At 63.4% G+C, this 26,456-nt stretch carries 24 protein-coding genes; 19 read left to right on the forward strand and 5 right to left on the reverse strand.

Annotated elements, in window-relative coordinates:
• The first annotated feature begins 68 nt into the window (after positions 1 to 68).
• The 7 genes from VF194_RS16885 (at position 69) to VF194_RS16915 (ending at position 8,300) form a co-directional block, all read left to right on the forward strand.
• Complete coding sequence (locus VF194_RS16885; protein ID WP_330892362.1) at positions 69 to 1,532, forward strand: DegQ family serine endoprotease; 1,464 nt, start codon at positions 69 to 71, stop codon at positions 1,530 to 1,532.
• Positions 1,529 to 2,866, forward strand: coding sequence for a replication-associated recombination protein A (locus tag VF194_RS16890; RefSeq protein ID WP_414656119.1), 1,338 nt, complete (start codon positions 1,529 to 1,531; stop codon positions 2,864 to 2,866). The genes VF194_RS16885 and VF194_RS16890 overlap by 4 nt, the downstream gene beginning before the upstream one ends.
• A 112-nt stretch (positions 2,867 to 2,978) precedes the next feature.
• A complete protein-coding gene (gene crcB, locus VF194_RS16895) occupies positions 2,979 to 3,560 on the forward strand; it encodes a fluoride efflux transporter CrcB (RefSeq protein WP_330892363.1) in 582 nt (193 codons plus the stop codon).
• Complete coding sequence (locus VF194_RS16900) at positions 3,560 to 4,534, forward strand: RluA family pseudouridine synthase (protein ID WP_330892364.1); 975 nt, start codon at positions 3,560 to 3,562, stop codon at positions 4,532 to 4,534. Before crcB ends, VF194_RS16900 begins: the two co-directional genes overlap by 1 nt.
• Positions 4,535 to 4,573: 39 nt before the next feature.
• The gene (locus tag VF194_RS16905; RefSeq protein WP_330892365.1) at positions 4,574 to 5,266 is read left to right on the forward strand and encodes an HAD family hydrolase; all 693 of its coding nucleotides are present in this window, start codon (positions 4,574 to 4,576) and stop codon (positions 5,264 to 5,266) included.
• Positions 5,257 to 7,563 carry an AsmA family protein gene (locus VF194_RS16910; protein ID WP_330892366.1) on the forward strand — a complete coding sequence of 769 codons (2,307 nt, stop codon included), beginning with the start codon at positions 5,257 to 5,259 and terminating at the stop codon, positions 7,561 to 7,563. Before VF194_RS16905 ends, VF194_RS16910 begins: the two co-directional genes overlap by 10 nt.
• On the forward strand, positions 7,560 to 8,300 hold the full coding sequence (locus VF194_RS16915; protein WP_330892367.1) for an ATP12 family chaperone protein: 741 nt from the start codon (positions 7,560 to 7,562) through the stop codon (positions 8,298 to 8,300). The genes VF194_RS16910 and VF194_RS16915 overlap by 4 nt, the downstream gene beginning before the upstream one ends.
• Positions 8,301 to 8,320: 20 nt before the next feature.
• Here VF194_RS16915 and wrbA read toward each other — a convergent pair whose 3' ends face one another.
• Complete coding sequence (gene wrbA, locus VF194_RS16920) at positions 8,321 to 8,923, reverse strand: NAD(P)H:quinone oxidoreductase (protein ID WP_330892368.1); 603 nt, start codon at positions 8,921 to 8,923, stop codon at positions 8,321 to 8,323.
• 68 nt (positions 8,924 to 8,991) lie between these two features.
• Positions 8,992 to 9,315 (reverse strand): hypothetical protein, encoded by a 324-nt coding sequence (locus tag VF194_RS16925; protein ID WP_330892369.1) that lies wholly within the window; start codon positions 9,313 to 9,315, stop codon positions 8,992 to 8,994.
• Between the two features lie 190 nt (positions 9,316 to 9,505).
• Between VF194_RS16925 and VF194_RS16930 the strand changes: the two genes are divergently transcribed.
• A complete protein-coding gene (locus VF194_RS16930) occupies positions 9,506 to 11,038 on the forward strand; it encodes an acyl-CoA carboxylase subunit beta (RefSeq protein WP_330892370.1) in 1,533 nt (510 codons plus the stop codon).
• Positions 11,039 to 11,063: 25 nt separating this feature from the next.
• Positions 11,064 to 13,052, forward strand: a complete 1,989-nt coding sequence (locus VF194_RS16935; protein ID WP_330892545.1) for an acetyl/propionyl/methylcrotonyl-CoA carboxylase subunit alpha — start codon at positions 11,064 to 11,066, stop codon at positions 13,050 to 13,052.
• Positions 13,053 to 13,094: 42 nt separating this feature from the next.
• On the opposite strand, the gene VF194_RS16940 is transcribed toward VF194_RS16935, so the two are convergent.
• The gene (locus tag VF194_RS16940) at positions 13,095 to 16,253 is read right to left on the reverse strand and encodes a multidrug efflux RND transporter permease subunit (RefSeq protein WP_330892371.1); all 3,159 of its coding nucleotides are present in this window, start codon (positions 16,251 to 16,253) and stop codon (positions 13,095 to 13,097) included.
• A 13-nt stretch (positions 16,254 to 16,266) separates the two neighbouring features.
• Complete coding sequence (locus VF194_RS16945) at positions 16,267 to 17,421, reverse strand: efflux RND transporter periplasmic adaptor subunit (RefSeq protein ID WP_330892372.1); 1,155 nt, start codon at positions 17,419 to 17,421, stop codon at positions 16,267 to 16,269.
• A 125-nt stretch (positions 17,422 to 17,546) separates the two neighbouring features.
• Here VF194_RS16945 and VF194_RS16950 point away from each other — a divergent pair, with 125 nt between their 5' ends.
• From VF194_RS16950 to mmsB, 4 genes are all read left to right on the forward strand, one after another.
• On the forward strand, positions 17,547 to 18,152 hold the full coding sequence (locus tag VF194_RS16950) for a TetR/AcrR family transcriptional regulator (protein WP_330892373.1): 606 nt from the start codon (positions 17,547 to 17,549) through the stop codon (positions 18,150 to 18,152).
• A gap of 163 nt (positions 18,153 to 18,315) precedes the next feature.
• A complete protein-coding gene (locus tag VF194_RS16955) occupies positions 18,316 to 19,467 on the forward strand; it encodes an isobutyryl-CoA dehydrogenase (RefSeq protein WP_330892374.1) in 1,152 nt (383 codons plus the stop codon).
• Between the two features lie 25 nt (positions 19,468 to 19,492).
• Positions 19,493 to 20,539, forward strand: coding sequence for an enoyl-CoA hydratase/isomerase family protein (locus VF194_RS16960; protein WP_330892375.1), 1,047 nt, complete (start codon positions 19,493 to 19,495; stop codon positions 20,537 to 20,539).
• 30 nt (positions 20,540 to 20,569) lie between these two features.
• Positions 20,570 to 21,463 (forward strand): 3-hydroxyisobutyrate dehydrogenase, encoded by an 894-nt coding sequence (gene mmsB, locus VF194_RS16965; protein ID WP_330892376.1) that lies wholly within the window; start codon positions 20,570 to 20,572, stop codon positions 21,461 to 21,463.
• A gap of 8 nt (positions 21,464 to 21,471) precedes the next feature.
• Here mmsB and VF194_RS16970 read toward each other — a convergent pair whose 3' ends face one another.
• Complete coding sequence (locus VF194_RS16970; RefSeq protein WP_330892377.1) at positions 21,472 to 21,870, reverse strand: RidA family protein; 399 nt, start codon at positions 21,868 to 21,870, stop codon at positions 21,472 to 21,474.
• 188 nt (positions 21,871 to 22,058) lie between these two features.
• Here VF194_RS16970 and VF194_RS16975 point away from each other — a divergent pair, with 188 nt between their 5' ends.
• Genes VF194_RS16975 through VF194_RS17000 form a run of 6 tightly spaced genes read left to right on the forward strand, consistent with a single transcriptional unit; the run spans position 22,059 to position 26,395 of the window.
• A complete protein-coding gene (locus tag VF194_RS16975; protein ID WP_330892378.1) occupies positions 22,059 to 22,265 on the forward strand; it encodes a DUF6898 family protein in 207 nt (68 codons plus the stop codon).
• A gap of 19 nt (positions 22,266 to 22,284) precedes the next feature.
• Positions 22,285 to 23,199: a high-affinity branched-chain amino acid ABC transporter permease LivH gene (livH, locus tag VF194_RS16980; RefSeq protein ID WP_330892379.1), complete on the forward strand. Its 915-nt coding sequence runs from the start codon at positions 22,285 to 22,287 to the stop codon at positions 23,197 to 23,199.
• A 1-nt stretch (position 23,200) separates the two neighbouring features.
• Positions 23,201 to 24,508, forward strand: a complete 1,308-nt coding sequence (gene livM / locus VF194_RS16985) for a high-affinity branched-chain amino acid ABC transporter permease LivM (RefSeq protein WP_330892380.1) — start codon at positions 23,201 to 23,203, stop codon at positions 24,506 to 24,508.
• Positions 24,508 to 25,347, forward strand: coding sequence for an ABC transporter ATP-binding protein (locus tag VF194_RS16990; protein ID WP_414656121.1), 840 nt, complete (start codon positions 24,508 to 24,510; stop codon positions 25,345 to 25,347). Before livM ends, VF194_RS16990 begins: the two co-directional genes overlap by 1 nt.
• Positions 25,347 to 26,060, forward strand: coding sequence for an ABC transporter ATP-binding protein (locus VF194_RS16995; protein WP_330892382.1), 714 nt, complete (start codon positions 25,347 to 25,349; stop codon positions 26,058 to 26,060). The genes VF194_RS16990 and VF194_RS16995 overlap by 1 nt, the downstream gene beginning before the upstream one ends.
• Complete coding sequence (locus VF194_RS17000) at positions 26,057 to 26,395, forward strand: DUF6867 family protein (RefSeq protein WP_330892383.1); 339 nt, start codon at positions 26,057 to 26,059, stop codon at positions 26,393 to 26,395. The genes VF194_RS16995 and VF194_RS17000 overlap by 4 nt, the downstream gene beginning before the upstream one ends.
• Positions 26,396 to 26,456 lie beyond the last annotated feature (61 nt).

The raw sequence follows: 26,456 nt of genomic DNA on the forward strand, positions 1-26,456 counted from the left end.
TTTCGGGGTCGGGCTCGCGACGAAGGCGCGCACGGTGCCGCGCCTGCCTCTTAGCTTCGCCGGCAGGAGTGGTACACTCGACCGCCCGAGACTTCCGCGACTCCACGATGCTCAAGTCAACGTTTCGCCGACGCCTTGGCGTCCTCGCCATCCTCGCCGCCGTCGTCCTGGGCCTGCAGCCGTCCGGGGCCCCGGCCCAGGAGCGCGTACTGCCGCGCAGCCGTTCCGAGATCGAGCTCTCGTTCGCGCCGCTCGTGAAGCGCGTAGCGCCGGCCGTCGTCAACATCTACACGCGCCGCACCGTGCGGACGCTACCGTCGCCGCTGTTCAACGATCCGTTCTTCCGTCGTTTCTTCGGCGATCAGTTTCCGGGTGCCGAGCAGCAGCAGAACTCGCTCGGGTCCGGCGTCATCGTCGATCCGTCCGGGCTGATCGTGACCAACAACCACGTCATTCGTGGCGCCGACGAGATCACCGTCATCCTCGCCGATCGCCGCGAGTTCGAGGCGACGGTGCTGCGCGCCGACGAGCGCACGGATCTCGCCGTCCTGCGCATAACGCCGGGCAACGAGCGTCTGCCGTTTCTGGAGCTTCGCGACTCCGACGATCTCGAAGTGGGCGACCTCGTCCTTGCGATCGGCAATCCGTTCGGCGTGGGGCAGACGGTGACGAGCGGCATCGTCTCGGCGGTGGCGCGGACGACGGTGGGGATCACGGACTACCGCTTCTTCATCCAGACCGACGCGGCCATCAACCCGGGAAACTCGGGCGGCGCACTGGTGTCGATGGACGGCCGGCTGGTCGGCGTCAACACCGCGATCTTCTCCCGCGACGGCGGCGGGTCGATCGGCATCGGCTTCGCCATCCCGTCCAACATGGTCCGGACCGTCATTGCCGGCGTGAAGTCGGGCACGAAGCTGGTCCGTCCCTGGTTCGGGGCGAGCGGCGAGACGGTCACGGCCGACATCGCCGCTTCGCTCGGCATGCCGCGTCCGCTCGGCGTGATCATTCAGGATGTCTTTCCCGGCAGCCCGGCGGCCGATGCCGGCCTGCGGCGCGGCGACATCATCACCCATATCGAGGGGCGCGAGGTCCAGGATGCCGAGGCCCTGCGCTTCCGCATCGCCACGCAGTCGGTCGGCTCCGAGGTGCGCCTGACGGTCTGGCGTAACGGGCAGGAGCGCAACGTGAACGTCGCGCTGATCGCGCCGCCGGAGACGCCGCCGCGCGATGTGACGCTGCTGCGCGGCAATCATCCGCTTGCCGGCGCCACCGTCGCCAATCTGTCACCGGCCCTGGCCGACGAGCTTGGGCTCGACATCACGCCGCGCGGCGTGATCGTGCTCGAGGTGCGCCGCGGCAGCCCGGCCCAGCAGATCCGCATCGCGCCGGGCGATGTCATCGTTCGGATCAACGATCGCGAGTTGCGGACCGTGAGCGATGCCCGGCGCGCCGTGTCGCAGGCCGAGCTTCCCTGGCGCCTGCAGATCCGCCGTGGCGACCGGGTCTTCAATCTGACGGTGTCGGGGTGAGCCGCAAATCCTCACGCGGCTCGGGTGCCGGGGGCGGCGGGCCCGGCCTGTTCGAGGACGCGGCGCCGCGGCCGCTCGCGGACCGGCTGCGGCCGCGGCGGCTGGATGACGTCGTCGGGCAGGATCATCTGCTCAAGGACGACGGGCCGATCGCCCGCATGGTAGCCGCACGCCGCATCGCCTCGATTATCCTGTGGGGGCCGCCCGGTTGCGGCAAGACGACCATCGCGCGCCTGCTCGCCGATGCCGTCGACCTCGAGTTCGAGCCGCTGTCGGCGGTGTTCTCAGGCGTTGCGGATCTGCGCAAGGTATTCGCCGAGGCCGCCGCGCGCCGGGCCGCCGGCCGCGGCACGGTGCTGTTCGTCGACGAAATCCACCGCTTCAACCGTTCGCAGCAGGATGCCTTCCTTCCATACGTCGAGGACGGCACGGTGACGTTGATCGGCGCCACGACCGAGAATCCGTCGTTCGAGCTCAACGCAGCACTGCTGTCGCGCTGCCAGGTTCTGGTGCTCAGGCGCCTGACCGACGCCGATCTCGAAATACTGCTGCAGCGCGCCGAGGCGACGACGGGACGCCCGCTGCCGCTCGAGCCGGATGCGCGCGCGGCGCTTGTCGCCATGGCCGACGGCGACGGCCGCTATCTGCTCAACCTGGCCGAGGAGCTGTTCGCGCTCCAGATCGATCGGCTGCTGAATACGACGGCGCTGGCGCGCGTCGTGCAGAAGCGCGCGCCGCTCTACGACAAGGCGCAGGAAGGCCACTACAACCTGATCAGCGCCCTGCACAAGTCGCTGCGCGGGTCCGATACGGATGCGGCTCTCTATTGGCTCGCGCGCATGCTCGCCGGCGGCGAGGATCCGCTCTATATCGCGCGCCGTCTCGTCCGCTTCGCCGTCGAGGATATCGGCCTTGCCGATCCGAACGCCGTCCTGCAGGCACTGGCCGCCAAGGATGCCTTCGATTTCCTGGGCTCGCCCGAAGGCGAGCTCGCGCTCGCGCAGGCCGTGATCTATCTCGGCACGGCGCCCAAGTCCAATGCGGCCTACCGCGCGTTCGGCGCCGCGCGGGCCGCGGCGGCCGAAACCGGCTCGCTCATGCCGCCGATGCACATTCTCAATGCGCCGACGCGCCTCATGCGCGATCTCGGCTACGGCAAGGACTACGCATACGACCACGACACGCCCGAAGGCTTCTCGGGCCAGAACTATTTCCCGGACGGCATGGCCCGCCGCGAATTTTATCAGCCGGTCGAACGGGGCTTCGAACGCGAGATCGCCAAGCGGCTGGAGTACTGGCGGCGGCTACGCGCACAGCGCAGCGGCAACGGGTGATCGGCTTTGCCAGCTCGGCCGCTCGACCAGCCGGGTCGAGGTCAGGCCGCCGCAATGCGGGTCAGCCAGCGGCCTGCCCGGCGGCCTCAAGGCGGTGCCGGCGGACGATGTGGTGGGCGAGCTTTTCGGCCCCGAGACATATCGACACGGCGATGCCGCAATCTTGTCGCAAGGAAACGGACGCCGCGCACGGCAGGCCGGCCGTATTGGCGCCGGATCACGGGAAACGTCAACGATTTGTTCGGGAATTCCCGAGCGGCCGGGTTTCGGGGTACTTTACGGCCCCATTCCATGCGACACCGCCTTTCAACGTAAAATGATGCTGTTTGCCATTGCGCTCGGTGGGGCGATCGGTTCCGTGGCGCGCTATCTCGTCGTTTCGCAGATGACGCGTTGGCTCGGCGTCGCCTTTCCTTGGGGAACGCTGACGGTGAATGTCGCCGGCGGATTGGTCATCGGTCTCCTCGCCGAGGCGATGGCGCTCAAGTGGTCGGTCAGTCCCGAGCTCCGCGCGTTCGTCATCGTCGGCATCCTCGGCGGCTTCACCACGTTCTCTTCATTTTCGCTCGACGTGATTTCGCTGGCGCAGAACGGCGCGGTCGGCACCGTGTTCGTCTATGTGTTCGCCTCGGTCGTGTTGTCGGTCGCCGCTGCGTTCGTCGGCCTCATGCTCATGCGTTGGATGCTCGGCTGATGCCCGTGGAAACGCGTACCGTTGCGGATGACGAAGCCGACCTGCGCCTCGATCGCTGGTTCCGGCGCCATTATCCGGCGCTGCAGCACGGCCGGCTCGAGAAGCTGCTCCGCACCGGGCAGATCCGGGTCGACGGCCGTCGCGCGAAGTCGAACCAGCGGCTGATGCCGGGGCAGGTCGTGCGGATTCCGCCCGGCCTTCCGGAAGAGAATTCCGCGCCGGCCCGACCGCGCGCCGTGAGCGAGGATGACGCGCGTTTCGTCCGCTCGCTCGTGATCTACCGCGATGCCGACGTGATCGCGCTCAACAAGCCGCCAGGCCTGGCGGTCCAGGGCGGAACGCGCACGACGCGTCACCTCGATGCCATGCTCGACGCGCTCCGCTTCGAATCGCCGGAGCGGCCGCGCCTCGTGCATCGGCTCGACCGCGACACCTCGGGCGTCCTGCTGCTGGCGCGTTCGGCCCGCGCCGCGGCGTCGCTGGGCGAGGCGTTCCGGCACAAGTCGGCGCGCAAGATCTACTGGGCACTGGTGGTCGGCGTGCCGCGGCCGGCACAGGGTCGCATCGACCTGCCGCTCGCCAAGTCGGCCGGTCCGGCGGGCGAGCGCGTCGCCGAGGACGATGAAGGCAAACAGGCAGTGACGCTCTATGCCACCGTCGATCGGGCAGGCAATCGCGCCGCGTGGCTCGCGCTCATGCCGTTGACCGGGCGCACGCATCAGCTGCGCGTCCACTGCGCGAGCGGACTGGGCACGCCGATCGTCGGCGACGGGAAATACGGCGGGGCGCAAGCGATCCTGCCGAACGAGAGCATCGCGGCGCGTCTGCATCTCCATGCGCGGCGGCTCGTCCTGCCGCATCCGGGGCGCGGAACGATCGACGTGACGGCACCGCTGCCGGAGCACATGCGGTCCTCATGGAAATTCTTCGGCTTCGATCCGTCGGCGGGGATCGACCCGTTCGGGGTCGACTGAGCGGTTGCAATCCGCCGGCCAAGCCTCAAGATTAGCGGCATGACACGGCACCATCGCCTGCGTCTCGTGGTGTTCGACTGCGACGGAACCCTTGTCGACAGCCAGAACGCCATCGTCGCCTGCATGACGGCGGCTTACGCCGCAGAGGGGCTGAAGGCGCCCGACGCGGCCGCCATTCGACGGATCATCGGCTTGCCGCTCGTCGAATGCATGGCACGACTGTCGCCCGATCATCCTGCGGATCGTCATCACCGCCTGGCCGAGGCCTACAAGCAGGCATTCTTCGCACTGCGTCAGCGGCCCGATCATCACGAGCCGCTGTTCGACGGCGTCATCGATACTCTGGATCGGCTCGACGCCGCGGGGTTTCTTCTCGGGATCGCCACCGGCAAGTCGCGCCGCGGCCTCGTGGCGCTGCTGGAACGACATGGTCTCGCCCGCCGTTTCGTCACGTTGCAGACGAGCGATCTCTGTCCGGGTAAACCGCACCCGGCCATGCTTCAGCGCGCGATCGCCGAGACGGGGGTGGAGGCAGCCGACACGGTCATGATCGGCGACACTAGTTACGATATGGAGATGGCGCGCAATGCCGGCGTTCGCGGCATCGGGGTCGCATGGGGATACCATCCGCCGGAGGAGCTTCGGCTTGCCGGCGCCGCCGCGGTCGTCACACGGTTCAGCGAAATTCCCGACATTCTGCTCGCGGACGACAAGGAGCCACTATGCGCCTGAAGACCGTCCTTCTTGGTCTCGTCATCCTCGTCGCGGCGCTGTCGGTGACGGCCGTGGCCATCGTCTCGTCGATCGATTTCAACCAGTATCGGGACCTGATCGCCGGGCAGGTGAAGCAGGCGACGGGCCGCGAGTTCGCGATCAAGGGGGATCTCAAGTTCGAATTCGGGCTGTCGCCCGCGATCGCGGTGAACGACGTCACGTTCGCGAACGCGCCGTGGGGCTCGCGGCCCGTGATGGCACAGGCTCGCCGCTTCGAGGCCCAGGTCGTGCTGCTGCCGCTCATCTTCGGCAACGTAAACGTGAAGCGCGTCGTGCTGGTCGATGCCGATATCCTGCTGGAGACCGATGCGCGCGGGCGCGGCAACTGGGAGTTCGCGACCGAAACGGCCGCCAAGGAGACGGCACCGCAGGCACCCACCTCGGACGAACCCGCGCTGGCGCGCCTGTCGGAAATCGACGAGATCGATATCCGGAACGCGCGGCTCGTGTACCGCGACGGCCGCACCAACCAGACGACGACGCTTGCCGTTCAACAGGCCCGCCTCGGCGCCGACAGCCCCACGGACCCGCTGCGGATCGAGCTGGACGGTGCGTACAACGACATCGCGTTTCATGTCGGTGGTCATGCTGGTTCGGTGCAGGCGATGTCGCAGTCGCGCGCGCCGTTTCCGGTCAGCATCAACGGTCGCATCGGCGATGCGGCAACCTTCCGGGTCGACGGTACCGTCCGTGCGCCGATACCGGGGGGCAGCTACGACCTCAGTCTTCATGCCGAGGGACCGGAGATCGCGCAAGTCGCGCGCATCGCCGGCGTACAGCTTCCCGCGCTCGGACCGTTCCGGGCCGATATCCGCGCCGCAAGCGGCGAGGGGGATCGGCTGTCCGTGCCGGAGCTGAAACTTGCGCTGGGCGAGCAGCAATTGCTGACGGCATCCGTCAGCGGCTCGATCGCCGACGTGCGCGCCTTGTCGGGCATTCGACTCGACATTGCCGCCGAGGCGCCGGAGCTTCGCGCCGTTGCCGAACGCGCCGGGGTCGAGGCGCCGATTGCCGGGCCGTTACGGCTCACCGGCAAGGTCGCCGATGCCGGGCCCGAACGCTACGCGCTGAGCGGGTTTCAGCTCGTGGTCGGCAACAGCGACCTCGCGGGCGAGGCGACCTTCGCCCGCGGCGGCGCGCGGCCGACCATTACGGCGAACTTCACGTCGAAGCAGATCGACCTCGCGGCACTTTCCGCGCCGCCCCGGGGCCCGGGCGGCAATGCGGCGCCCCCGCAGCCGACTCCTGCTGACGGCCGCGTGTTCGCGGACGAGCCGCTGCCGTTCGATGTGATCGACGCCACCGACGGCGAGGTGCACTATCGTGCCGAAAGAATCGTGGGCGGAGGCGCGCCGATCGGGGAACTGGCGCTCACCGCCGCGTGGCGCAACGGGACCTTCAATCTGCGTCCGTTCAGCGCCGACATCGGCGGCGGCAAGCTCACGATGGAACTCGGTGTCAATGCCCGCACGCAGTCGATCACCGGCAAGGTCGACGCCAAGGGCATCGAACTCGGCACGCTGCTGGAGCAGACCGGGATCAGCGACCTGCTGCGCCGCGGCAAGACCGATTTCGCGCTCGAGATGCGGGGCGCCGGCCGCACGATGCGCGCCCTCATGGCCGCGCTCGACGGCACGTCGACGCTGCACGTGGGCGAAGGGGCGTTGCAAAGCAGGTATATCGACCTGCTCGGCGCCGACGTCGTTCGCGTGCTGAGCCCGCTTCAGGACAGTGGGTCACAGACCTCGCTTAACTGCGTCGTCGGCCGTGTCGAGATCAAGGACGGCGTCGCCACGCCGAAAGTGTTGTTCGCGGAGACCGGCAAGATGGTGATCGGGGGCGCGGGCGCGGTGAATCTCGGGACGGAGCAGATCGACCTCATCATTACGCCGCGGCCCAAGGATGCATCGCTCATGAGTCTCGCCGTGCCGATTCGCGTCCGTGGCACGCTCGCGAATCCGAGCTTCTCGCCGGATACGGGTGCGGCGCTCAAGGGCGCCGCCGGTGCCGTGGCGGGGGCATTGCTGCTCGGGCCCGCCGGCGTTTTGGTGCCCTTCGTGAGCGGCGGCCAAGGCGGCGATGCCACCTGCGCCAACGCCTTGGCGCAGGCAGGTCTGCGCGCCCCGGTGACGGGGACGCCGGCGCAGCCGGCGCCGGGTACGACCGCGCCGCCGCAGCAGGCACCGGCGCAGCCGGCCCCGGCCAATCCGATCGAGGGCATCGAGCGCGGCCTCCGGGGGCTGTTCGGCCGATGATCAAGTCCGGCAACGCACCCCGGCGTGCCTACCGCGAGGTCGATGTGACGCCGCATGCCGGCGGGTTCGGCGTGCGGCTCGATGCGCGGCCGCTCAAGACGCCTGCCGGGAACGCGATGGTCGTGCCGACGCGGGCGCTGGCCGAGGCGATCGCCGCCGAATGGCGGGCGCAAGGGACCCGGCCCGACATGGAACGGCTGCCGCTGACGCGGATCGCGGCCACGGCGATCGACCGCATATCCGCGCGACGTGCCGATGTCGTCGCGGAGCTTGCGGCCTACGCCGAAACGGAGCTGGTCTGCCATCGGGCGAGCGAACCGCCGGCATTGGTCAGACGACAGGCCGAAATCTGGCAGCCGCTGCTCGACTGGCTCACTTGGCGCTTCGACGCGGCGCTGACGGTCACCGCCGGCGTGCTGCCGTGCGCACAGTCGAAGCGCAGCCTCGAGGCGCTTGCGCGGGCGATCGAGGCGCTCGACGATTTTCGCCTCGCGGCACTGTCCGTCGCGGTCGCCGCGGCAGGTTCGCTGGTGATCGGGCTTGCGCTTGCGGAGGGCCGTCTTGATGCGGGCGGCGCCTTCGATGCGGCCGAGCTCGACGCAAGCTTCCAGATCGAGCAGTGGGGCGAGGACGAGCTCGCCACGCGCCGGCGTGCGGGCGTTCGTGCCGATCTCGAGGTTGCCGCACGGTTCCTGGCGCTTCTGGGCAGCGAGGAGGGCGCGCAGGGACCGTCCTGACCCGTCGCGCCGCGGCGGGTTCAGCGCGCAAGACGCGCCGCAATTTCGGCGACGTGGCGCCCCTGAAAGCGCATGAGCTCCAGTTCGTTGGCGCTCGGCAGGCGCTCGCCCTTGCCGCCTGCGATCGTCGTCGCGCCGTAGGGCGAGCCGCCGGTGATCTCGTCGAGGCGCGTCTGCCCGGCCGCGCTGTAGGGCAACCCGACGACGATCATGCCCAGGTGCAGCATGGTGGTGATGATGCTGAAGAGCGTCGTCTCCTGCCCGCCATGCTGCGTCGCCGTCGAGGTGAACGCACTGCCCACCTTGCCGTTGAGCTTGCCCTGCGCCCATAGGCTGCCGGTCTGGTCGAGGAAATTGGCCATCTGTCCGCTCATGCGGCCGTAGCGCGTCGGCGTGCCGATCATGATGGCGTCGTAGTTCGCGAGTTCGAGCGGATTGGCGATCGGCGCCGGCTGATCGAGCTTCACTCCCGCTTTCTCGGCGATCTCGCGCGGCATCAGTTCGGGAACCCGCTTGATCGTTGCTTCCGTGTTGGCAACTGCGCGGGTCCCCTCGGCGGCGGCCTGGGCCATCCGTTCCGTGTGGCCGTAGGTGCTGTAGTACAGGACAAGGACCTTGGCCATTCGCCTGCTCCCGGTCGTTCACCCCTTTCGGCAGGGGTCTCGTCGGCGTCGCCGCCTGAGCGGTGATTTCAACCGGATACCATGCCGGGAGTTCCGGGATGATGCGCCGCCGCTCCCTCCTGGTTGCTCTTCTGCGGCCGGTCGTCGGCGGCGGCAACGTCGTAGGGCGGGAACATGGGGCACTTCGCCGGAACGACGAGACTCGCATGTTGCCGCCACCAATCCCGCATCTTCCCGAAGAACGGATTCTGCTTTGCCTCGTTCTCGGCGATCGTGTGCTGCGTCCTCGGGAACTCGACGAGGATGTCGTCCGGCGTGTGCAGGATCTGCACCTTATGCTTCTCCTGCAGCTCCGTGACAGCTTCGGCCTGCTCGCACCGATCGGCCGGCACTTTCCGGCCGGCTCGTTCGCCAGTCGGGCCGGCGGTTTTCGCATGGCCTCATTGCAAGAACATCTTGACTGCCGGCCTGTGAGCCCGCAACACGTCCATTGGTTCAGGTTCGGCCGGATGCTGGTAAGAAGGTCTGCGCCGGTGCTATCAGCAGGCGTCGAACGCCCGGGCGGACAAATCAGAGGGTGTGATGCAGGAAATACTTCGGCGGCTGGAGGCAAAGCGGGCGGCGGCGCGGCTGGGGGGCGGCGAGAAGCGGATCGAAGCGCAGCATGCCAAGGGCAAGCTAACGGCACGCGAGCGGCTCGAAGTGCTGCTCGACGAGGGCTCGTTCGAGGAATGGGACATGTTCGTCGAGCACCGGGCGACCGCGTTCGGCATGGCCGAGCAGAAGATTCCCGGCGACGGCGTGGTCACCGGCTGGGGCACCATCAACGGGCGGCTCGTCTTCGTCTTCAGCCAGGACTTCACCGTGTTCGGCGGCTCGCTGTCCGAGGCGCACGCCGAGAAGATCTGCAAGATCATGGACCAGGCGATGAAGGTCGGCGCGCCGGTGATCGGCCTCAACGATTCGGGCGGGGCCCGCATCCAGGAGGGCGTCGCCTCGCTCGCCGGCTACGCCGACGTCTTCCAGCGCAACGTGCTGGCCTCGGGCGTGATCCCGCAGATCTCCGTGATCATGGGGCCGTGCGCCGGCGGCGCGGTCTATTCGCCGGCGATGACGGACTTCATCTTCATGGTCAAGGACTCGTCCTACATGTTCGTGACCGGGCCGGACGTGGTGAAGACGGTGACGCACGAGGTCGTCACCGCCGAGGAGCTGGGCGGGGCGGTCACGCACACGACGCGCTCGGGCGTCGCCGACCTCGCCTTCGAGAACGACGTCGAGGCCTTGCTGCAGACCCGCCGCTTCGTCGACTTCCTGCCGGCATCGAACCGGGAAAAGCCGCCCGTGCGGCCGACCGCCGACAGCCCCGACCGGGTCGAGCCGTCGCTCGACACGCTGGTGCCGCCCAACCCGAACAAGCCCTACGACATGAAGGAGCTGATCTTGAAAGTCGTCGACGACGGCGACTTCTTCGAGATCCAGCCCGACTTTGCCAAGAACATCATCGTCGGTCTAGGGCGGATCGCGGGCGCGACCGTCGGCTTCGTCGCCAACCAGCCGATGGTGCTGGCCGGCTGCCTCGACATCGATTCGTCGAGGAAGGCGGCACGCTTCGTGCGCTTCTGCGACTGTTTCAACATCCCGCTCGTGACCTTCGTCGACGTGCCCGGCTTCCTGCCTGGGACGGCGCAGGAATATGGCGGCATCATCAAGCACGGCGCCAAGCTGCTGTTCGCCTATGCCGAAGCGACGACGCCGAAGGTGACCGTGATTACGCGCAAGGCCTATGGCGGCGCCTATGACGTCATGGCGTCAAAGCATCTGCGCGGCGACGTCAATTATGCCTGGCCTTCGGCAGAGATCGCGGTCATGGGACCCAAAGGGGCGGTGGAGATCATCTTCCGTGCGGAGATCGGCGACGAAAGCAAAATCGCCGCGCGTACCGAGGAATACCGGCAGAAGTTCGCCAATCCTTTCGTTGCCGGTCATCGCGGCTTCATCGACGACGTGATCATGCCGCATAATACGCGTTTCCGGATCGCCCGCTCGCTCGCCATGTTGCGCGACAAGAAACTCGAAAATCCGTGGAAGAAGCACGACAACATTCCGCTGTAAGGTGGCGCAGACGATGGCTAAGAAACTGTTCGACAAGATCCTGATCGCCAACCGTGGCGAGATCGCCTGCCGTGTCATCAAGACCTGCCGCAAGCTCGGGATCAAAACCGTGGCTGTCTATTCGGATGCCGACGAGGGCGCGCTGCATATGCGCATGGCGGACGAAGCGGTGCATATCGGCGCAGCGCCGGCGGCTGAAAGCTATCTCGTGATCGAGAAGATTGTCGACGCCTGCCGGAAGACCGGCGCCCAGGCCGTGCATCCTGGCTATGGCTTCCTCTCGGAGAACCGCAAGTTTGCCGCCGCGCTGAAAGAGGCCGGCATCGCCTTCATCGGCCCCAATCCGGATGCGATCTATGCCATGGGCGACAAGATCGAGTCCAAGAAGCTGGCCAAACAGGCGGGCGTATCGACGGTTCCGGGTTTCCTCGGCGCCATCGGCTCGCCAGAGGAGGCCGTGAAGATCGCGCGTGAAATCGGCTATCCGGTGATGATCAAAGCTTCCGCCGGCGGCGGCGGCAAGGGCATGCGCATCGCCCGGGCTGACGAGGAAGTGGCGCAGGGCTTCTCCTCGGCGACCAACGAGGCGAAGAGCTCATTCGGTGACGACCGGGTATTCATCGAGAAATACATTGAACAGCCACGCCACATCGAAATCCAGGTGCTCGGCGACAAGCATGGCAATGTGATCTACCTCGGTGAGCGTGAATGCTCGATCCAGCGCCGGCACCAGAAGGTGATCGAGGAAGCGCCGAGCCCTTTTCTGGATGAGAAAACCCGCAGGGCGATGGGCGAGCAGGCTGTCGCCTTGGCGAAAACCGTCCGGTACGACAGCGCCGGGACGGTGGAATTCATCGTTGGCCCCGACCGCAGCTTCTATTTCCTGGAGATGAATACGCGATTGCAGGTCGAACATCCGGTGACCGAGCTGATCACCGGCATCGATCTGGTCGAACAGATGATCCGGGTTGCTGCCGGCGAAACGCTCGGCATCGGGCAGGAGGATGTGAAGCTGAATGGATGGGCGCTGGAGGCGCGCATCTACGCGGAAGACCCGCTGCGCGGCTTTCTGCCGAGCACCGGTCGCCTGGTGCGCTGGCGGACGGCGCCTGAGTCGGACACCATCCGCAACGATACCGGTGTCGTCGAGGGCAGCGAGATCAGCATGTTCTACGATCCGATGATCTCCAAGCTGTGCTCCTATGGAAAGACACGCGAAAAGGCCATCTCGACGCTGTCCGCGGCATTGGACGAAACATGGATCGCGGGCATTGGCCATAATGTGAATTTCCTGGCCGCGGTTCTGGACCATCCGCGTTTTCGCGCCGGCAATCTGTCAACCAATTTCATCGCCGAAGAATGGCCGGCAGGCTATGCCGGAACGGTCCTGCCCGAGGAAGAGCAGACAGCGATGCTGGCGGTAGGCGCCCTTCTGCATATCCGTAATGAGTTCCGCGCGCGCCATCTTGGCGGCAAGCTGGGCTTGCCGGACTGGAAGCCGGCGGCTGAATGGGTCGCAACCCTCAACAAGGCCGAGTATCCGCTGACCATTGCGGATGTCGAGGGCGGGCTCGACGTCAAGATCAAGAAGGGCAAGACGATCAAGGTGCGATCCGAATGGAAGCCGGGGCAGCCCTTCTTCCGCGGCACCGTGAATGGACGGCCCGTTGTGGCGCGGGTATCGCCACGGCCGGATGGCCTGCGCCTTCATCACGGCGGTGCGGAACTCGACATCGCCATTCGCACGCCGCGCGCAGCCGAGTTGGCGCGGCTGATGCCGGAAAAGCTGCCGCCGGACATGTCGAAATTCCTGCTTTGTCCGATGCCCGGCCTTGTCGTTTCCATCAATGTGGCGGAAGGCGAGCCGGTCAAGGCCGGCCAGGCCCTGGCTGTGGTCGAGGCCATGAAGATGGAAAACGTGCTGCGTGCGGAACGAGACGGGACCGTCAAGAAGATCAAGGCCAAGAAGGGCGACAGCCTGGCCGTCGACCAGGTAATCCTCGAATTCGCCTGACAGGCGGGGCGCCGCAAAGCTGGACCACGTAATTCTCGTCCGTTATTCCGCCGCCGCCTTCGGATAGTCGGTCGATTCATCGACAAGCTCGATCGGCCGGTGGTGGCCCCGGCTCAACCGGGTCTGGACCTTGTCGAGATAGAGGTAGATCACCGGTGTGATGTACAGGGTGAGGACCTGAGACACCAGCAGCCCGCCGACGACCACCAATCCCAGCGGCTGCCGCAATTCGGCGCCGGCACCGGTACCGATGGCGATGGGCAGGGCCCCCATGATCGCGGCGACGGTGGTCATCATGATAGGCCGATAGCGCAGCAGCGCGGCCTGCAGGATCGCATCCGGTGGGGCCAGCTTTTCCTTGCGCCGCTTTTCCAGCGCGACATCGATCATCATAATCGCGTTTTTCTTGACGATGCCGATCAGCATCACGATGCCGATCATGGCAATGACGCTGAGGTCCGTCTTGAACAGGATAAGGGTCAGCAGCGCGCCGACGCTGGCGGCCGGCAGGCCCGACAGAATCGTAATCGGGTGGATGAAGCTTTCATAAAGAATGCCCAGCATCACGTAGATCACGAAGACAGCGGCAGCCAGCAGCAACCCCTGACCCTTCAGCGAATCCTGGAAGACCTGAGCAGTTCCCTGGAAACTAGTGATGATGGTCGCAGGCAGGTTCATCTCTTGCTCGACCTGGCGGATCGCGTCGACCGCCTGGCCAAGGGAATATCCCGGCGCCAAGTTGAACGAGATGGTCACCGCTGGAAGCTGTCCCTGGTGGTTGACGGTACTCGGGCCGACATTGAATTTCACCTGCGCCACGGAATCCAATGGAACGAGATGACCGTCGGCGGCACGAACGTAGATGTCCTTCAGCGAGGAAGGATTTTCCTGGTAGCGAGGAGATACCTGAAGGATCACGGCATATTCGTTGCTCGGCGTATAGATCGTCGACACCTGCCGGTCGCCAAATGCGCTATATAGCGTCTGCCTGATCGTATCTGCGGTCACGCCGAGCGCCGCGGCCTTCTCGCGATCGATATCGACCAGAGCTTGCGGACTGCGGACCTGAAGGTCGCTGGAAACGTCTTGCATCTGCGGCAGATTGCGGAGCCGGGCCTCCAGCTTCGGTACGATCTCCTGCAGCTGATGGAAATCGTCGCCCTGCACGGTGTACTGATACTGGCTCTTGCTGAGCCGGCCGCCGACGCGGATATTCTGGATACTCTGCAGATAAACTTTCATGTCCGGCAGGCCGGCCATTTTTCTGCGCAGACGCTGAATAATGGCGTCGGATTTTTCCCCATGGCGCTCGTCCAGCGGCTTCAGACCGATGAACATGCGCCCCTGGTTCATGGAACTGCTGAGCCCGCTGGTCCCAATCGAGGAATTGACCGCATCGACCGCCGGATCCGCGAGGGCGATGGCGGCAGCCTCCTGCTGCAATTGCGCCATGCCTTCGAAGGAGATGTCCTGCGGCGCTTCCGTCACCACCAGTATTTGGCCGGTATCCTCGTTGGGGAAGAAACCCTTGGGGACTACGACATACAGATACCCGGTCAGCAGAATGGTGCCGATGGTGGCCAGCAGCACGGCAAACCGGTGGTCGAGGACAAAGCGCAGGCTTCGCTCGTAGCCCTTGAACGAAGCGGTGAATATGGCCTCGAACCAGGTCAGGATGAATAACTCCCGCTTCTTGCCGTTCGTCTTTCCCGCATGCGTCTGATCGTGGCGCAGAAAACGGCTGCACAGCATGGGCGTCAATGTCAGTGACACAAAGCCCGAGATCAGGATGGCCAGGCTGATGGTGACGGCGAATTCATTGAACAGACGCCCGACCACTCCGCCCATGAACAGGACCGGTATGAATACCGCGACCAGGGAAAGGGTGATCGACATGATGGTGAAAGCGATCTCTTTCGATCCTTTCAAGGCCGCTTGGAATGGCGACAGTCCGCTCTCGACATGGCGGACGATGTTTTCCAGCATGACGATGGCGTCGTCGACCACGAAACCGACCGATAGGGTCAATGCCAGCAATGACAGATTGTCGATCGTGAAGCCGAGCAGATACATTCCCGCGAAGGCTCCGATGATCGACACCGGCAGAGCCAACATCGGAATCACGGTCGCCGAAAGGCTGCGGAGGAACAGGAAAATCACCATGACGACGAGCGCCACGGTCAAGGCCAGCGTGAACTGCACGTCGTCGACCGAGTCGCGGATCGACTGCGAGCGGTCGAGCAGTACGTCGAGGTTCACCTGGGCGGGCAGGGCGGCCCGGAATTCCGGCAGAAGCGCCTTGACGCGGTCGACGACCTCGACCGTATTGGCGTCGGGCTGGCGTTGTATTGCCAGCGTGATGCTGCGCTTGCCATTATACCAGCTGGCGACCCTGTTGTTCTCGACGCCGTCTATGATCTGCGCCACGTCGCCGAGCCGGACAGGGTTGCCGTTGCGATAGGCGATGATCAATGGCCGGTAGGAGGCCGCGGTCGCGAGCTGTCCGCTCGCTTGCAATGTGACGGCCTGGCGTGGCCCGTCGATCTGTCCGACCGGCTTGTTCGAATTTGCCGCCGCCAGTGCATTGGCAATGTCGTCGAAGCTGATCCCCGCGGCTGCCAGGGTTTTGGGGTCGACCTGGACGCGGACGGCGTATTTCTGAGCGCCATAGACGGAAACCTGGGCAACGCCAGTCAAGGTCGACAGGCGCTGGGCAATTACCGTTTCGGCATATTCGTCGACTGTGGAAAGCGGCAGGGTGTCTGAGTTCAGCGCCAGAAAAAGGATGGGCTGATCCGCCGGGTTCACCTTGCGAAAGCTAGGCGGTGTCGTCATCTCATCCGGCAGCAACCGCATCGCCGCAGTGATCGCCGACTGAACATCCAGGGCCGCGCCATCGATATTGCGGCCAAGGTCGAACTGCAGCGTGATCTGAGTGGTGCCAAGTCCGTTCACCGATGTCATCGAGGTGATGCCGGCGATTGTGGAGAATTGTTTCTCAAGCGGGGTCGCGACGGCCGACGCCATGGTTTCCGGGCTGGCGCCGGGCAGTGAAGCGGACACATTGATGGTCGGGAAGTCGACCCGGGGAAGCGCCGCAACGGGAAGCAGCCGATAACCGAAGATGCCGACGACGACAAAAGTGATCATCAGCAACGCCGTCATCACCGGACGGCGGATGCAAAGCTCGGGAAGAGTCATGATCGTTCCTGCCTCAGGCCCGGGGGCGGGTGTCGGCGACGTCGGCTGCGCCGGCTTGCTGACGTGGCTGAACTTTTACGCCGTCGCGGATGCGTAACTGGCCGGAGACGACGACAACATCGCCAGGCGAAATACCTTTGGCGATCACGGCCTGATTTCCAATCGTGCGTGCAATTTCGACCGGCCGGACATGGGCGATCGAATGATCGTCCACCACGAATAGGTAGTTGCCATTCTGACCGGCCTGGACGGCTTGGCGCGGAACCACGAGTGAATTTGGATCGACACGCAAGGTGATGACCACATTGACGAACTGGCCAGGCCAAATCACTTCGCCATCATTTGCCACCGTCGCCCGTACCGTAATGGTGTTCGACGTGGCATCGATGGCATTGTCGAAATAGGTGACCTCACCCGCCAGTGGGGGAAATTCGTTGTTCTGGCTAAGGATCTTCACCTCGACTTTTTCCCTTGCCATTGCAGCGCGGAGTTCGCTCAGATCGCCTTGGGTAAGGGAAAATGAAACATAGATCGGACGCACCTGGTTGATCGTCACCAGCGGGGTCGTATCGTTGGCCTTTATATTGCTGCCAACTTTGTAGTTGATCGTGCCTAGGCGACCTTCGATCGGTGCTTTGATGACAGTATAAGACAACTGGACCTGCAGATTCTCGACCTGCGCCTCATCGGCTTTGACCGCCGCTTCCAGCATCGCGACATTGGTTTTGGCGGCATCGTAGCTCTGGCGCGAGACGTATTCCTTTTGCTGCAGCGGGGTCAATCGGTCCAGGTCGCGCCGGGCGTTTTCCAGCTGCGCGTGATCTCGTCCGAGAGTCGCTTGCGCTTGATGGAGCTGCGCAATGGCCTGTCTGTCATCCAGGCGAAACAGAACGTCACCGGCATGCACGGTCTGCCCATCCCGCGCCGATACCTCGGAGACGACGCCGTCAATTCGGGATTTCACAGCCACGCTTGCGATCGTCTGAGCGCGGCCGATGGTTTCGATTTGCACGGGCATGGGCTTGATCGCGGCAGGGGCGACCACGACGCCAACGGCTTCCTGTGGCGGAGTTGCCTGGCTTTCCGCATCACTGCGTTGTATATGGATCACATAGGCACCAGCAACGATGCCAGCCAGCAGGATCGCAGCAAGCAGAATGCGTTTCATTGTTTTTTTAGGCCCCTGGAGATAACTGCCCCTGCAGTGGCACCGCTTTTCGTCGACACTCGACAATTCACCGCAGGCGACCTAAAAATAGAACTCTGGAGTTCTATTGTCAAACGGGCGGTGGCATGAAGGCGATGGAGACGGAAGGAGGGGCGGTCGAAAACTGGCGGGAGGCCCGGCGCAGTCGGATTTTGGCCGCCGCCGTTGAACTATTCGCGAGCCGTGGCTTTGTCCAGGTGCAGATGGACGATGTCGCCCGCCTGGCCGGCATGGGCAAGCCTACCCTCTATCGCTATTTCCCGTCCAAGGCCGAACTGTTTCTGGCCGCTTTTGACAGCCTGCTGGACGGGCTGGATACAAAGTTGCAAGACATCAGCACGGCCCCTTTGCCGCCGCGCCAGCAGATCGCCGAGATGGTTCACGCTCTGGTCATGGGGCTCGCCGATCAGATCGCTACCCTGCGATACCTTGAGGGCGAAAGCCCTGCTCTGGCGGGCCGCTGGCGTCTGGCCTATCGCCGCCGGCGGGAGACGATCCTGAGCCATCTGCGCAAGGTTGTGGAGGCAGGCATTGCTGCTTCCGATTTCGAGGAAGTCGACCTTGAGGTTGTCCCTGCCTTGATAATGGGCATGGTACGGGGCGGTTTGGTGGGCTCCACGGCCTCGGCGCTTCGGACGGCGGCGGCGGCGCAGGAACTCGTGCTGGGCGGATTGCTCAAGCGGCCGCAATAAAATCCAGCGTACTTACCCTAATTGCGGCGTTGCTGGCTGGGGCGGATCCTGCCCGAGATACCTGTCTGAAGACCGGTGCTTCCGACGACTTCTGCCGCCGGAAGCGGCAGTTGACGGGCAGCAGGGTGGCCGGTATGACCCGTTTAAGGGGAGATGAAGCGCGATGATGTTCGAGCTTTCCGACGATCAGAAGGCGATCCAGGATACGGCCCGTCGCTTTGCCGCCGAGCGGATGCAGCCCAATGCGGCGAAATGGGACGAGGAAAAGCATTTTCCGGTCGAAGAACTGCGTGAAGCTGCCGCGCTCGGCTTCGGCGGCATTTACGTTCAGGAGGATGTGGGCGGCTCAGGGCTCGGCCGTTTGGATGCAGCGATCATCTTCGAAGAGCTTGCGGCCGGATGCACTTCGACCGCCGCCTATATATCGATCCACAATATGGCGGCCTGGATGATCGACCGCTTCGGCAATGACGAGCAGCGGCAGAGGTTTCTGCCTGCGCTGTGCAGCATGGAAAAGTTTGCATCCTATTGCCTGACGGAGCCGAATGCCGGTTCTGACGCAGCCGGACTGCAAACCAAAGCCGTCGATGCCGGCGACCACTACATTCTGAACGGCACAAAGGCGTTTATCTCTGGTGGCGGGCGCTCCGATATTTACGTCTGCATGGTTAGGACCGGCGGTGCCGGCCCGAAAGGCATCTCCTGTCTGGTAGTGGAGAAGGATACGCCCGGACTGTCCTTCGGGGCGCAGGAACGCAAGCTCGGCTGGAACAGTCAGCCGACCGCGATGGTCATCTTCGAAGATTGCAAGGTTCCCAAGGCTAACCGGATCGGTGCCGAAGGTGACGGCTTCAAGATCGCCATGGCCGGCCTGGATGGCGGGCGGCTCAATATCGGCGCCTGCTCTCTAGGGGCCGCCACCGCCTGCCTGCAAGCCGCCCGCGACCATGTAGCGACGCGAAAGCAATTCGGCACCCCTATCGCGGAATTCCAGGCGACGCAGTTCAAGCTGGCCGACATGGCCACTGAACTCTCTGCCGCCCGGTTGATGATCAGGTATGCAGCGGCGAAGCTGGACGAAAAACACCCGGAGGCCACGATGCACTGCGCGATGGCAAAGCGCTTTGCCACCGATGTCGGCTTTGCGATCTGCAACGAGGCGCTGCAGCTTCATGGCGGTTATGGCTATCTGAAGGATTATCCGCTGGAGCGATTCTTGCGCGATGCGCGCGTGCATCAGATTCTCGAAGGCACCAACGAAATCATGCGTGTGATCATTTCCCGGCGCATCCTGTCGGGAGCATCTTTTGATTGATTGGCAGGACCAACCGGTAGGTATTATGAGCGATATTGAATTTTCTGTTCGTAACGGCGTTGGCACGATTCTGCTCAACCGTCCTCAGGCCTTGAATGCTCTTACGCATGACATGTGCATCCCGCTCGAGCGCCATCTGCGGGACTGGGCCAAGAATCCGCAGGTCAAGGCGGTCATCATCAAGGCGGCTGGCGAAAAGGCATTCTGTGCCGGCGGAGATATCCGCAAGCTGGCGGATCGCAGCCCGGAAGGTGCCGAATATCGTAAACGCTTTTGGTATGACGAATATCGCTGCAATACGGTGATCGGTGAATATCCCAAACCTTTCATCGCCTTGATCGATGGGATCTTTATGGGCGGCGGCGTCGGCCTCTCCGTGCATGGCAGCCATCGCATCATCAGCGAATTCGCGACCTTTGCAATGCCGGAGACGGGCATAGGTTTGTTCCCTGATGTGGGCGGATCTCACTTTCTGCCGCGTTGCCCTGGCGAGCTTGGCGTGTATCTCGGGTTGACCGGCGCCCGCCTTAAAGGAGCCGATGTGATTGCCGCCGGTATCGCCACGCATTTCGTGAAACGGGAGGCTCTTCCGGCACTCGAGCAGGCCTTGATCGATGCTGCGCCGGGGGACAGGTCCGCGGTGGAGGCGGTGGTTGCGCGGTTTGCCACGGATCCCGGCCCTTCGGCACTGGCAGGGCATAGGGCGGAGATCGATCGCCTGTTCGCGGGCGACTCCGTCGCTGCGGTCATGCGGGCCCTGGCCGAGGATGGCGGGGACTTCGCAACCGAGCAGGCAAGGATCATCCGCACCAAGTCGCCGACCTCGGTGAAACTTACCTTTGCGCAATTACGGCGGGGAAAAACATTGTCCCTGCGTGACTGCATGCGGTTGGAATGGCGGATATGCAATCATGTCGCCCGCGGCCACGATTTTTACGAGGGCGTGCGGGCGGTCATCATTGACAAGGATCATCATCCGAAATGGCGGCCAGCGACCTTGGAAGAGGTTTCTGAGGCGGACATCGAGACCTATTTTGAACCGGTGCCGGAAGGCGAATTGCAGTTCGACTGAACCGGCGAACGAGAATCAAGGGAGGAAAACATGGCTTCGATCGGCTTCATCGGTGTCGGCAATATGGGCGGTCCGATGGCACGCAACCTGCTGAAGGCCGGCCATTCGGTGAAGGCCTTCGACCTGTCGGCCGAATTGGTTCAGAAGGTGGTCGATGCCGGCGGCAGCAAAGCGGCGAATGCCGCAGCGGCGGCGATTGACGTTGATGCCGTTGTGACCATGCTGCCGGCCGGCAAGCATGTCGCCTCGGTCTATAAGGGTGACGGCGGCATTCTAGCCGCGGCAAAGCCCGGCACGCTGTTCATCGACAGTTCCACCATCGATGTGAAGACGGCGCGCGAGGTGTTGGCGGCCGCCGAGGCGCGGGGCATGCCTATGGTCGACGCTCCGGTTTCCGGAGGTGTGGCGGGCGCCGAGAATGCTGCATTGACCTTCATGGTCGGCGGCAGTGATGCAGCCTTTGCAAAGGCCAAGCCGATCCTCGAGGCGATGGGCAAGAAGATCGTTCATGCCGGCGGCCCCGGGAATGGTCAGGTGGCCAAGATCTGCAACAACATGGTGCTGGGCATTTCGATGATTGCCGTGTCGGAAGCCTTCGTCATGGCCGAGAAACTGGGGCTTTCGGCGCAGGCGATGTTCGATATCGTATCGAGCTCGTCCGGCTCATGCTGGGCCTTGCTCAATCACTGTCCGGTACCCGGACCGGTGCCGACCTCGGCAGCCAACCGTGATTACAAGCCGGGCTTTGCCGCGGAGCTAATGCTGAAGGACCTGAAACTGTCGCAGGAGGCTGCACGAGTCGCCAAGGTGCAGACGCCATTGGGGGCGGAGGCGGCGGCGCTATTCGCCGAATATGTGGAAGAAGGGAACGGGCCGACCGATTATTCCGGCATCATCCGGATGATCAGGAAAATGGCTGAATAGGTACAGCCTCATCCCTGCGAAGGAATGACGGCTGTTGCATCGATCTCGATTTTGGCGCGGTCCTCCAGCAACGCCGCGACCTGTACCAGGGTCATGGCGGGATAGTGCCGGCCCATGATTTCGCGATAGGCTTTTCCCAGGTCACCGTTATGGGCCAGGTAATCCTGCTTATTGACCACATACCATGTCATGCGCACGACGTGCTCTGGCCGCGCGCCGGCCTCGGCGAGAACGCGCACGACGTTGCGCAGCGCCTGGCGGGTCTGATCGACAAAACCGTCGCTCTCGAACCGTCCCTCGGCATTCCAGCCAATCTGGCCGGCAACGAAGACCATGCGCCCCTTGGCGACGATTCCGTTGGCGTAGCCCTTGGGGGCAGGCCATTCTGGCGGATTGAGAATTTGCATGGATTTACTCCGCTGATCGGCTTATTTTAGATATAAAACAAGTGACAAATCCCTGCCAAATGCAAGTTCATTTCCGCGTGGAAATTAAATTTCTTGGGCAGATAACGCCGCGCAGCAAGATTCGATAAATGCGGGGAGCCGTCGATGAGACTTGAGCCGTTTCGTAAAGTGGTGGTAACAGACCTATCATGTCACACGCGACAGGGGGCGGTGATCGGGACGCAATCGTCGAGTTTCGTCGCATCGGGGCGGCGCTGAAGGTGATTGCCATCGATCCGGCAACCGGGACGGAAGTCTCCATGGTGGGGGACCCGCACCTTTCGCAGCAGGAACTGATGCGCCTAGCCGTCCGCAAGCTGCAATTTGTCTTAGATAAGCAGCAACGGAAACGGTGAGGGCGGTCAACGGGGGACAATGGAGTATTTTCTTCAGCAGCTCATCAACGGCGTCACGCTTGGCGCTGTCTATGCCTTGATCGCCATCGGCTACACGATGGTCTACGGCATCATCGGTATGATCAACTTCGCGCATGGCGAAATCTACATGATCGGCGCCTTCATCGCCGTCATCAGCTTCGCCATTCTTGGCGCCGTCGGAATTAGCTGGGTTCCGCTGGCACTGCTGATCGTGCTGATCGTCTCCATGGTGCTGACCGGCCTTTACGGCTGGACCATCGAACGCATCGCCTACCGTCCTTTGCGCGGTTCGTCGCGCCTGGCGCCGCTTATTTCGGCGATTGGCATGTCGATCTTCCTGCAGAATTACGTGCAGATTGCACAAGGCGCGAAGATCAAGGCATTGCCGCCAATGATCCGGGGCGGTTTCGATCTGATGACCGGAGAGAATTTCTCGGTCACGCTCTCTTACCTCCAGATCATCATTATGCTGCTGACCATCGCTTTGATGGTCGGCTTTTCCTGGCTGATCGCCAAGACGCCACTCGGCCGGGCGCAGCGGGCCTGCGAACAGGATCGCGTGATGGCGGCTCTGCTCGGCGTCAACACGGATCGCACCATTTCGCTGACGTTTGTTCTTGGTGCGATACTGGCGGCTGTGGCAGGGGTCATGGTCACGCTGTATTACGGCGTGGTCGATTTCTATATTGGCTTCCTCGCTGGCTTGAAGGCATTTACCGCGGCGGTCCTTGGCGGCATCGGTAGTCTGCCGGGCGCAATGCTCGGAGGATTGCTGATCGGCCTTATCGAAGCCTTCTGGTCCGCTTATTTCAGCACCGAGTACAAGGACGTTGCCGCATTTTCGATTCTCGTCATCGTGCTGATCTTCAGACCCACCGGCTTGCTCGGCCGCCCAGAAGTCGAGAAGGTGTGAGATGACGCTGACTCAACGTTTACGCGATGCGATTCTCGCGGCCTTCGTCGCTTCAGCGCTTGCGTTTCCGCTGCTGGGTTTCGAAACGGTCGATGCGGGCGGGGCGATGCTTGGCATCGAAACCCGCTTTTCCTGGATCGGCTACGCTGCTGTCATCGTCTTCTTTGGCCGGCTGGGCCTGATGGGCTTCTTCGACTGGTGGCGCCTGCGGCAGGGACGCCCCGAACCGGCCGAATCGAAAGCACCCGCCAAGACGGATTTCCTGACCAGGCTGGGTAGCAAGGCGGACAAGTGGCTGATGCCGGCGTTGATTGCTTTTGCCGTGATCCTGCCCATGCTTCCGTTCGCCGACCGCACCGTGGTCGACCTTGCGACCGTGGTGTTGATTTACGTGATGCTGGGCTGGGGGCTGAATATTGTGGTCGGCCTCGCGGGACTGCTTGATCTCGGTTATGTCGCCTTTTACGCGGTCGGTGCCTATACCTATGCGTTGCTGTCTCTGAATTTTGGCTTCGGGTTCTGGCAGAGCTTGCCGCTGGCAGGCTTGCTCGCCGCGACATTCGGTATCGTACTCGGCTTCCCGGTTCTGCGCCTGCGCGGCGATTATCTCGCGATCGTGACGCTGGGCTTCGGCGAGATCATCCGCATTATCCTGCTGAACTGGACCGATGTGACGCGTGGGTCAAACGGCATCACCGGCATTCCCCGGCCGACATTTTTCGGTATCCCGTTCACGGCGGATCCGCCGGAAGGGCAACGCGCCTTCCACGAGATATTCGGCCTGGAATACGAGTCGATTCACCGCATCATTTTCCTTTACTACGTCATCCTCGTCCTCGCCCTGGTTACCAACTTTTTCACCATGAGGATCCGGCGCCTGCCGATCGGCCGCGCCTGGGAGGCTCTGCGCGAGGATGAAATCGCGTGCAAGGCGCTGGGCATCAATCCGACCAACACCAAGTTGACCGCCTTTGCCATCGGCGCGATGTTCGGCGGCTTTGCGGGAAGCTTTTTCGCCACGCGGCAAGGCTTCATCAGTCCGGAGAGTTTCACCTTCATCGAGTCTGCCGTTATCTTGGCGATCGTGGTTCTGGGAGGCATGGGCAGTCAGGCCGGCATTGTATTGGCGGCGGCATTCCTGACATTGCTTCCGGAACTGGCGCGCGAATTCGCCCTCTACCGCATGCTGGCCTTTGGCGCCGCGATGGTGCTGATCATGGTCTGGCGTCCCCAGGGCCTGCTGTCGCACCGCGAGCCGACTATCCGTCTACCGCCACGCCCCAAAGCGCGGGAAAGCGGAGGCGAATGATGGCGGGCCCGGCTAACATGACCCCCCTGTTGCGCATCGAGCACCTGACCATGCGTTTCGGCGGCCTAATTGCCGTCAATGACGTCTCATTCGACGCTATGCCGCGGGAGATTACCGCCATCATCGGCCCGAACGGCGCCGGCAAGACGACGGTGTTCAATTGCATTGCCGGTTTCTACCGGCCCACCGTAGGGCGCCTGACGCTGATGAATGGCGAACGGCAGTTCCTGCTTGAACGCATGTACGGCAATGAAATCGCTGGAAAGGCGAGGGTGGCACGCACCTTCCAGAATATCCGCCTGTTTCCGAAGATGACCGTGCTGGAGAATTTGATCGTTGCCCAGCACAACACTCTGATGCGCGCCTCCGGCTACACCTTTCTGGGGCTTTTCGGCTGGAAGGGTTACACCAGGGCCGAGGCGGAAGCCGTGGAGAAGGCCCGGTACTGGCTTGACCGCATCAACCTGACGAACATGGCGGACGAGCAAGCCGGCGCGTTGCCTTATGGCAGTCAGCGCCGACTGGAGATCGCCCGGGCGATGTGCACCGAACCGGTATTGCTTTGTCTGGACGAGCCTGCCGCTGGCCTCAACCCGAGAGAATCCGCCGAGCTGAATGGATTGCTGCAGTTCATCCGCGATCAGCACAATTGCGGCGTGCTCCTGATCGAGCACGATATGAGCGTGGTGATGCAGATTTCCGACCATATTATCGTCCTCGACTATGGCAAGAAAATCGCCGATGGCCGCCCGGATGAGATACGCAATGACCCGACCGTGATCCGGGCCTATCTCGGTGAGCCGGAAAACGGCGAAGCGGACGAATTGGGAGCGGTTTGATGCTCAGCGTTTCGGGGATTCACACATACTATGGCGCCGTTCATGCCTTGAAGGGCGTGGACCTCGAGGTTGCGCAAGGCGAGATCGTGGCGCTCATCGGCGCCAATGGCGCCGGTAAATCCACCTTGCTGATGACCATCTGCGGCAATCCGCGGCCGCGCCGCGGCAGTGTCGCACTCGCCGGGGAGAACATCGTCGGCGTGCCGATGTACCACCTTGTTCGGCGGGGTTTGGCGCATGCTCCGGAAGGCCGGCGCATATTTCCCCGCATGACTGTGTTGGAAAACCTGCGCATGGGGGCCGTTGTCGCGGACCCGGCCAATTTCGACAGCGATCTCGAACGGGTGTTTTCGCTGTTTCCGCGCTTGAAGGAGCGCCGCGATCAGCGCGGCGGCACCTTGTCCGGCGGCGAGCAGCAGATGCTGGCCATCGCCCGGGCGCTGATGAGCCGGCCGCGTCTGCTGCTGCTCGATGAACCGTCTCTTGGTCTGGCCCCGCTCGTCGTGCGGCAAATCTTTTCCATCATCGAAGAGATCAACCGGCGGGACGGCGTCACGGTGCTGCTGGTGGAGCAGAATGCTTACCATGCATTGAAACTGGCCCACCGGGGATATGTTCTGGTCAATGGCCAGATTACCCTGTCGGGCAGCGGAGCCGATCTCCTCGCCAATGAACAGATCCGGGCGGCATATCTGGAAGGAGGCCATGGATGACGGCGATCCTCGGTGAGAGTCTGGGTGTATTCATCGGGTTGACCATTATCCTGACCGGCGGCTGCGCCTTTATGATGGGACAGGCCATAGCAAGCACTTGGCGCAGCTACTGGGAACTGATCCCCTACAGCCTGTTGCTTGCGGCCACGAACCGGTTCCTGGCCTTTGCTCTGTTCGAGCAGAAGTTGCTGGCGCTGATCCCTTATCTGATTGCCGTCCTTGTCGTCTGGGGCCTGGCAAGCCTGGGATTCCGCCTGACCCAGGTGGATTTGATGATTCACCAGTATCCATGGCTCTATGAGCGCGCCGGTCTGCTAAGCTGGCGCAACCGATAGGGTGTCACCAGAGGTTGTTGCCGAGTGACAGTTGAGTGACTAAACTCTTGCACCACCGCAT

It is taken from the genome of Ferrovibrio sp., assembly GCF_036381655.1.
Classification (GTDB): Bacteria; Pseudomonadota; Alphaproteobacteria; order Ferrovibrionales; family Ferrovibrionaceae; genus Ferrovibrio.